This is a genomic window from Enterobacter cloacae complex sp. P12RS (assembly GCF_014895875.1).
Taxonomy (GTDB): domain Bacteria; phylum Pseudomonadota; class Gammaproteobacteria; order Enterobacterales; family Enterobacteriaceae; genus Enterobacter; species Enterobacter bugandensis.
Genome location: NZ_JADBQO010000103.1, coordinates 1 through 961, shown reverse-complemented (window position 1 = coordinate 961; position 961 = coordinate 1). Strand labels below are relative to the sequence as shown.

At 40.0% G+C, this 961-nt stretch carries 1 protein-coding gene; it reads right to left on the bottom strand.

Going from position 1 to position 961, the window contains the following annotated elements:
• Positions 1-47: 47 nt before the first annotated feature.
• The gene (gene rfbA / locus IM284_RS23095) at positions 48-920 is read right to left on the bottom strand and encodes a glucose-1-phosphate thymidylyltransferase RfbA (protein WP_193055974.1); all 873 of its coding nucleotides are present in this window, start codon (positions 918-920) and stop codon (positions 48-50) included.
• Positions 921-961: the final 41 nt, after the last annotated feature.

Sequence of the window (961 nt, the reverse complement as noted above, 5' to 3'; positions counted from 1 at the left end):
AAACCTGATAGCTATTAAGGGTATGATATTGTTAATTTTATGAATCGCTATTTGCTATTTTTTATTAAATTGAGCAAATACTGGCCGTAATTGGTCTTGCTCATTTCATTCCCGTAGGTCAGGACCTCACTCTCAGTGAGCCAACCGTTACGGTAAGCAATTTCCTCCAGGCAGGCGATTTTGAACCCTTGTCGCTTCTCAATAGTATGAATAAATTGTGATGCTTCGATTAAACTGTCATGGGTACCGGTATCGAGCCATGCAAAGCCTCGTCCCAGTAATTCTACCTGAAGATTTCCCTGTTCGAGATACATCTCATTCAGCGTAGTAATTTCAAGTTCACCGCGTGCTGATGGTTTAACGCGTTTTGCCATATCAACCACGTTTGCATCATAAAAATATAGGCCAGTAACAGCCCAGTTGGATTTAGGTGCAGCTGGTTTTTCTTCTATACTTAATGCCTTGAAGTTTTCATCAAACTCTACAACACCAAAACGCTCTGGATCCATTACCTGGTAGCCAAAAACAGTAGCCCCGGCATTACCTGAAACAACCGATTCAAGTTTCCTACCAAAACTCTGCCCGAAGAAAATATTATCACCTAATACTAAGGCACATTTATCACCAGAGATAAACTCTTCACCAATAATGAATGCTTGCGCAAGGCCATCAGGAGACGGCTGAATTTCATAGGACAAATTAATTCCGAAACGACTACCATCTCCTAACAAACGTTTAAAAGAAGGCAGATCTTCAGGTGTTGTGATTAAGAGAATATCACGGATACCCGCAAGCATAAGCACCGACATTGGATAATAAACCATAGGTTTATCATAAATGGGTAAAAGTTGTTTAGAGACTCCACGTGTAATTGGGTGTAAACGTTTTCCTGAACCGCCAGCAAGAATAATACCCTTCATTCTACTACCTCAATACTCTTAAGCTAAATTAGAATTAATAT